General features: G+C 48.3%; 7 protein-coding genes. 5 read left to right on the top strand and 2 right to left on the bottom strand.

The features are described from left to right. Nucleotides 1–572: TetR/AcrR family transcriptional regulator (locus K8R76_08425; protein MCD4848201.1), on the bottom strand; the 572-nt coding region annotated here is incomplete at its 3' end. A gap of 119 nt (nt 573–691) precedes the next feature. Between K8R76_08425 and K8R76_08420 the strand changes: the two genes are divergently transcribed. From K8R76_08420 to K8R76_08405, 4 genes are all read left to right on the top strand, one after another. Then, nucleotides 692–1,426, top strand: coding sequence for a flavodoxin family protein (locus K8R76_08420; GenBank protein MCD4848200.1), 735 nt, complete (start codon nt 692–694; stop codon nt 1,424–1,426). A 75-nt stretch (nt 1,427–1,501) separates the two neighbouring features. Further along, nucleotides 1,502–2,950 (top strand): S41 family peptidase, encoded by a 1,449-nt coding sequence (locus K8R76_08415; protein MCD4848199.1) that lies wholly within the window; start codon nt 1,502–1,504, stop codon nt 2,948–2,950. A 94-nt stretch (nt 2,951–3,044) separates the two neighbouring features. After that, nucleotides 3,045–3,560, top strand: a complete 516-nt coding sequence (locus K8R76_08410; GenBank protein MCD4848198.1) for a DUF2141 domain-containing protein — start codon at nt 3,045–3,047, stop codon at nt 3,558–3,560. Between the two features lie 29 nt (nt 3,561–3,589). Further along, nucleotides 3,590–4,117: a class I SAM-dependent methyltransferase gene (locus tag K8R76_08405; GenBank protein ID MCD4848197.1), complete on the top strand. Its 528-nt coding sequence runs from the start codon at nt 3,590–3,592 to the stop codon at nt 4,115–4,117. A gap of 161 nt (nt 4,118–4,278) precedes the next feature. On the opposite strand, the gene K8R76_08400 is transcribed toward K8R76_08405, so the two are convergent. Continuing rightward, on the bottom strand, nt 4,279–5,724 hold the full coding sequence (locus K8R76_08400; GenBank protein ID MCD4848196.1) for a trypsin-like peptidase domain-containing protein: 1,446 nt from the start codon (nt 5,722–5,724) through the stop codon (nt 4,279–4,281). Between the two features lie 295 nt (nt 5,725–6,019). Between K8R76_08400 and K8R76_08395 the strand changes: the two genes are divergently transcribed. After that, nucleotides 6,020–6,514 (top strand): hypothetical protein (locus K8R76_08395; GenBank protein MCD4848195.1); only part of this gene is annotated, 495 nt, incomplete at its 3' end.

The following is a 6,514-nucleotide window of genomic DNA, read 5'->3' as shown; positions in this document are numbered from 1 at the left end:
TCCTTGATATCCAGTTTGCCTGATTCCATTGCTCTCAAAGGGCCGTCCATCCACAGAGAAGCCAGACCGTGAACCATCGACCAGCATGTAATGACCGCTGCCCGGAGGTGACTGCCGTTGCCTTCCCCCGCTTCAGGATACAATTCGCGAATGGTGTTCTCAAGATGACTGAAAGTCTGTTTCGCAGCATTCATCACTTTCGGGTTCTCCCAGAGCAGTTCATTATTCACTCTGAACATCACATGAAAGTAGACTTTGTGATTCACAGCGAACATCACGTAGGACTTGCCAAGAGCTTCCAGTCTGCATCCGGCATTATCGGAATCGTCAATTGCTTGCCGCTGCGCTTCATCGAGCATCTCGAAGCCCATGACAGCAACTGCAGCAAGCAGTTCGGTCTTGCTCTTGAAATGATGATAAGGAGCAGCGGGGGAGACTCCGGACATTCTGGCGATTTCTCTGAGCGTGAACCCTGATACTCCCTTATCTTCTATCAGTTTCAGGCAGTTATCTATCAGTGTCTGCCTGAGGTTGCAGTGATGGTATGTATTGGTTCTGCAGGTTCTGGCCACGGTATTCTCCTTCTGTTGTGAATAAGAATCTAAGAATATTTTTGCATCTTGACAATGTTTAGATTCGTTCTATCTTTACGATGTTAAGATTGAAATCATCTGCGGGAAAAGAGGAGAAGATGAAAATAGTCGCGTTCAACGGAAGTCCTCGTGGAGCAGCCGGCAACACTCACGTTATGGTTGAGAATTTCCTTGCCGGAGCGGAGGCGGCAGGAGCTGAAACAGAGAACATTATTCTAACCGACAAGAGAATAGGGCATTGCAGAGGATGTTTTGCCTGCTGGCTCAAAACACCTGGGAAATGTGTTATCAAGGATGATATGGAGGAACTGCTGGAGAAGTTCAAGGCAGATATCATCGTTTTTGCGACACCTCTTTACGTGGATAACGTAACGGGGATAATGAAGGATTTCATGGACAGGATGATTCCCCGCTTTGAAGCCCATATTGGAAAGGATGAGAACGGCGAGTGCAAACATCCGTTACGGACAGGGCATTCACCTGGACTCGTTTTCATCTCGAACTGCGGATTTACAGGAATGGAGCATTTTCAGGTTCTTCAGCTTCTTATTAAGAGAATTGCCAGGAATATGGGAAGCGAGATTCTGGCGGAGGTCTACCGAGACGGTGGTGGGATATTAGCGAATCCCATGCTGCTTCTAAAACCTTTTCTGATGCATTACAAAAAGCTTCTTCGCAATGCCGGATCCGAACTGGTAACTGATGGCCGGATATCCGATAAAACACAGTCGAAACTTGAGAAACCGATTATTCCTCCTGAGCAGTATCTTAAATCATCGAACAAGTATTTTGCAGACATACTGCAGAAACGGGAGAAGGAGGAAAGAAGCTGATTTGAAAACGAATATCCTTGTGGGAGTTAAAATTATCTGCATACACTCACCGTTTCACAATTAGAAAGTATTGTAATGAAAAACAGCATTATACGACTTGTTGCATGTGTTAACTGCTTGATTCTGTTCGTATGTTGTGCCTGCATTGTTCCTCACAAAGATCAGCCGCCGGGAGCCATGGAGGGTGTTCCAAGCGGTCTGTATGCCGTCACTACTCATGTTCGCGGAATTGGACCGTTTTGCGGTTCAACGACAGCGTTGGTTGCAGCAGAGCCTGCCGAGAACGGCTTCCGGGCCAATAGCCGTCCGCGGGCTGTGGGTGAATTGATGGGTGGTTTGCCTGGTTTTTTCGTCAATCTGATCGGGGACAAGAGAGTTCCGGGAGGGGCTTTTCTGCATTGGTCCGGTCCAGCTCCTGAAGCAGAACATGTGACTCGCGGCGTGCTGGAATCGCCCCGGGTGACTCTGCACACCGACTTCTATTCTTATGATCAGCCGATAGAATTACGTCCAATGGATGATGAGCGGTTGTTTGGTCTTATGACTATCGCGCCGGCAAGCGCAAGCGATTTCCCGAGTACGGATTATCCTGCCATGGTAGATCGGATAGACGCTATACTCAGAGCGAACCTCTTTGATCCTGATGCGTACGAAACCCCAGAGACACAACGCTTTCTTCGACAGCTTCGAGCGGGCAGCGGGAAGGCCCGGGATGATGCTGAATTCCTGATGGTATGGATGCTTGCTTCAAGGCACTTGAAATTTTCCCACTGCTACGTGGGGTGCAAACTCGATCCGGAGTTTGAGAATATTCTTGCAGAAATGTCTTCCATATCGCCACTCGTTCAGGGTGAGGATAAGGCCATCAGCGTAGTGGATGACGAGGGAATAGTGACCCTCCGAATCGCTTGCTTTGAAGGAGACTCGTATGATGGAATCGATGAAGCATTTAACGACATCGTCGAGCGGAATCCCCGGGGTCTTATCATCGACTTGCGCGACAACCCCGGAGGGACTTACATATCAGGCAGGGTCGCCGCTCACCTTATCGAGTCTTCAATAGACATGGGGGTATTCTTTGATCGCAGAGCGCGATCCCGGGTACTCGCCGGCGAGTTGAACGACTTTCCAACAGTGACATCCATATCCTCTGAGGATGAATTCAATTCCCTGATCCGGGAGCATGGTGCATTCGTGGGTACGATCGAGCCAGTCGATCCCATCTACGATGGTCCAGTCGTCGTGCTGGCGAACGGGAGCACAGCTTCCGCCTGTGAACCACTTGTTGCGGGACTGCAGGAGATCGGGCGGGCCACTGTCATCGGAGAGCAAACAGCTGCTGCAATGCTGTGGATTACAGAGCATGAGATTAACGAAGACTGGAACCTGTGGGTTCCAACTGTCGATTATCTGACCGGTCAGGGTGTTCGTCTCGATGGGAGGGGCGTTGTTCCTGATATCAAGGTGACCAGTGAAGATGCATCTCAGACTGCTCTTACATTCCTGAATACGTTGAGTCGGTAATGCCCGGATTTTGCCAGTGTTCTATTCACCAGCTTTTGCAGAAGGAAGGATAGAAGAAAGATAATATCATATATAGCTTAAGTGATTGAAGTAAATGAAGAAAGTGAACGATCGAATGGAAATGAGGCATGATTTGAAAGCGATAATTGCAATTCAGGGAATGTTACTGGCTCTCCTTCTTGTACCGGTGACCGTATTCGGTCAGGATGTTGAATCCGAATCCGGCACAGAAGAACAGACCGGAACAATAGTAGTTACCATTGAGGATCTGCGGAACTCCGACGGCAACGTTCGAGTGGCGCTGTGGTCATCAGAAGATGGTTTTTTAAGGGATCCGGACAGTGCTTACAGAAGAGTCATGTCTGTTATTGAAGGGGAAACAGTTGAGTTCGTGTTCGCTGATCTTCCGTTCGGTGAGTACGCGGTATCAGCATTTCATGATGAGAACGGAGACGGGAAGAATAACAGGAACCTGTTCGGAAAACCTACTGAGGGTTACTGTATATCCAATGGTGTCAGAGGTGGAATGTCCGGTCCGCCGGGATTTGATGATGCCAGTTTCATCCTTGAAACGGAAGAAATGCCAGTTACCATGGAAATAGAATACTGAGCGGTATTTAGTCTGACAGGAGCCATTGAATGAACAGACCGATGCCGAATGCGGCATTCTATATCATGTCGTCTCTTTTGAGATGCAGGGATATGGTTCGCCCCAGAAACAGAATTCTTGACGAAGTTAATATCGAATCCGGGAATCATGTGCTTGATTTCGGATGCGGTCACGGAAGTTATACTTTCATCGCTTCTGAATCAGTCGGGGATGCGGGGAAAGTCTACGCGCAGGATGCAGTCCGGCTCGCTCTTGATATGATAGAGAAGAAAGCATCGAAGCTGAAGCTGGACAACATCAGTACTGTCTGTTCCGACTGCTCAACCGGAATACCAGATGAAAGTATCGATGTCATACTCTTTTACGATGTGTTTCACCTGCTGGGAGATCCGGGAGCGGTTCTTAAAGAATTACACAGGATTCTCAGACCTGATGGTACTATGTCTTTCAGCGATCATCATATGAGCGGTCGGGATATCCTCAGCGGCGTAACCGAGAGTGGCATGTTCAGCCCTTCAGAGAAGGGGAAGTATACGTACATCTTCAGAAAATGCTGAAAAGCTGAGAATTTCTTGCCTGCTGACGGAGTTGACGAATCATACCTACGTTTCATCCATAAACAAGACGAAATAAGGGTATAATTTGGCTGGAGGTGCTATGATGTACAGAGATATCATTCTCCACTCAGATAAACCTGCCTCCCGGTGTATTCTGCCGATTAGAACACCATCCTGTCCTCCGGGATGCCATAGCGGTCAAGTATTTCATCGTTGACAGTGATGGCTTTCTCCCTGTCCAGAATAATGATGTTGCCCAGATTGGTGGTCAGCTCAAGGAATTGACCTGTGCCGCTGTCAACCAGTTCGACGAACTGTGAGAAACTTCTTACCGGGGTGCCGTCCACCATTCTGATTATTTCGTTATAGAAATTTTCGTAGCCGGTGTTAACCTCTGCAGGGAGCATGTAAGTGTGTATGACTATTTCTTCCCTGTCTTCTGTGCGCCAGTTGTCGAATAAAAAGGGATAGGTGAGGTATTCAATGGCGTACAAACGCCAGTCACTGCCCCATTCTTCCAGATAGTTGAGTGTAAGGGGCATGAACACCGCTCCCCCGAAGATGAAGTACTCCGGCGGGGTGTCATATATTTTACCGGAGACCACCATAAGATCGTGAATTGTGGTGCTGAGTGTTATCTCAACCGTTGTCGGGATACCATCCCTGATTATCTCAAGGGGAATAATCTCACCTATCTGCCGCCGGTCCACAATGTAGTCAAGCATGGTTCGGCTGCCGGATCTGAATTCCACAGTGCCATCCCCTGCGATAGATCTGCCGTCTATCTCAATTATTACATCACCCGGTTCCAGCACCTCTGCTGCCGGTGAGCCGTAGGCAATCCCGGTAACCATCACACCGGCCTGTCTTTCTTCAATGCCATACTTTTCGGTGAAAGCCTCATTACGAATAGATTGGAAGCTGAATCCGGCGCATGGGAACCCGTCGTAGCTCCCGTCCTCCAGATCCTCGAAAAAGTGTCTGATCACAGGAACCGGTATCACGTAACCTATGTTGTCCGCCTGGTTTATTGTCTGCATGGCGACGCCGATGATTCTGTTGTTGATGATGGCCGGTCCGCCGCTGTTCCCCGGATTGATCGCTGCATCGATCTGTACTGTAAGCAGAGAAAAACCGCTATGAACGTAGCCGTAACTCTCAATCCTGGAAATAACCCCCTGAGTAGTACTGAGTGCATCTCCGCCCATGGGGTAACCATAGACCGTAACCTGTTCCCTGGGGTAGGGAAGCTCTCCCAGTTCCAGAGGATCTATGCCGTGGAAGAAAGATTCATCTTTCACCGTTATCAGAGCCAGGTCGGCATCATGGGACACCGCCACCACAGATGCCTGATACTTTCTGGGGTCACCCTCTTTCCGCACCTGCAGGTAAGTCTCATTACTTACAACATGGGCGTTGGTCAGTATCATGTTACCTTCAACCACACAACCGGAGCCGGAGGTTTCCCTGAGAGCTTCGGTGCTCCATGGAATGTAATAACTGTAGGCCATGCTGTTTGTGTATATCTTTACCATCGCCTGATCTATATCGGTTGCATGGCCGGCTGTGAAGAAAATAAATACAGGAAGTAATGTCCAGAGTTTCATTGTGATCCTTACATCTGAGTTTTCATGGGTGAATTCTGCTGCAGCCGTATTCTAATTGAAGGATTATGCTTCCGCCATTTCCACGAATTTGGGGCCGGGCCTGACATTTAAACATTTCCAACATCGCCCCACGGGGACATGCAACTCTATGCGTGTCCCCGCAAATAAATGTTTAAATGTCAGGCCCGGCCCCAGATTGTTACTTATTGTTACAGGAGGAAAGGATTACTGTTACACAGATGCTGTAGGAACAGCACAGAAGAATTGGTTCGAACAGGAAACCGGGAGGTGTAAAATGTTCTTACTCATCTGTGCTGTTGTTCTGTTTCCGCAGGATCTGGTTAACAGGGAATGTCATGTTGAATCCAATGATGCTGAGGTTCGTTCTGTGCTGGACGGCAGAGAATTAATGGCGGACCTGAATGATGAGGCGTCCTCGAAGAATATTGGTTTCTGGATGACTTTTTATGGCTCTGACTACACTTTATCGATTACAGACACAATGACAATATCGCAGGACGAGACTCTTGATTGTAATGTCCTTGTATCCGGAGAAGGGCTGCTTCATATCGTCAATGGAGCGAAACTGACTCTTATCGGAGCCCTTTACGAAATGGATAACGGTCAGGTCATACTTGATAATGGATACCTGTATGTTCCTCAGGAATACAATTCGCAGTATCCGCATATAATGTACGGAAACTCAAGATTTGAAGCCGTGGGTAACTCGGAGGTGTTCGGGAACACGGTGTATCGAACGGTAATGTACGACAATACGGAGTTCCTTTCA

Source organism: Candidatus Aegiribacteria sp. (assembly GCA_021108435.1).
GTDB lineage: Bacteria > Fermentibacterota > Fermentibacteria > Fermentibacterales > JCC-6 > Aegiribacteria.
Note: the sequence above shows the minus strand (reverse complement) of the source record. Positions and strands in the feature narration are given on the sequence as shown.

What these genes read in the sequence shown, in the direction of transcription:
- K8R76_08410 (MCD4848198.1), top strand. Translation starts at nt 3,045, where the DNA reads ATGAAGAAAGTGAACGATCGAATGGAAATGAGGCATGATTTGAAAGCG.
- K8R76_08415 (MCD4848199.1), top strand. Translation starts at nt 1,502, where the DNA reads ATGAAAAACAGCATTATACGACTTGTTGCATGTGTTAACTGCTTGATT.
- K8R76_08420 (MCD4848200.1), top strand. Translation starts at nt 692, where the DNA reads ATGAAAATAGTCGCGTTCAACGGAAGTCCTCGTGGAGCAGCCGGCAAC.
- K8R76_08405 (MCD4848197.1), top strand. Translation starts at nt 3,590, where the DNA reads ATGAACAGACCGATGCCGAATGCGGCATTCTATATCATGTCGTCTCTT.
- K8R76_08400 (MCD4848196.1), bottom strand. Translation starts at nt 5,724, where the DNA reads ATGAAACTCTGGACATTACTTCCTGTATTTATTTTCTTCACAGCCGGC.